Below are 521 nucleotides of genomic sequence, written 5' to 3'. Positions count from 1 at the left end.
ACGAATTGGAAATTGGTATGAGTCATCAGCTGTTGGATCTTTTTTATCGGAATAAATCTCAATCGAGCTAGATTGTCCACGGTCGGCACCTCGAACCGTTACCAACGGCATTCTTAAGTACTCGGGCGTTTTTACCTTGTCATTTTCAGTAAAGGTAAACGCCTGGAACCAAACCGAACCGTATTCCAAATAAGGACTACCTAACGTTTGCTGTGGGAAGAACTTAAAATTCATTCCATAAACGACGCCACTTGCATCTTTCTCTGTTTCACCGAAGTCGAGAACATCATAAAACTCCTGATAATCCGGTAAGCGCCAGTTTGTGATGCCACACAGTGACTTCTGGTTGATGTGCTCAATGTATTGCTTAGTTGAGCAAATATCATCTCTTGCGTTGACACAGCCAACCTGTTCCAAGTCTTTAGAAAACGGCTTAAAGTCTTCTTATTCGTAAACAAACAGACGATCTTTAAACTGAAGTGAATTTTCGTCAGCACTTTTGTTTTCCCAAACCAAACCCG

1 pseudogene is annotated in these 521 nt (G+C 41.7%); it reads right to left on the bottom strand.

The features are described 5' to 3' along the window. Positions 1 to 417, bottom strand: a pseudogene (locus R7044_RS27940) (DUF1566 domain-containing protein); the annotation flags it as partial. Positions 418 to 521: the final 104 nt, after the last annotated feature.

It is taken from the genome of Vibrio sp. 1402 (assembly GCF_033340275.1).
Note: the sequence above shows the minus strand (reverse complement) of the source record. Positions and strands in the feature narration are given on the sequence as shown.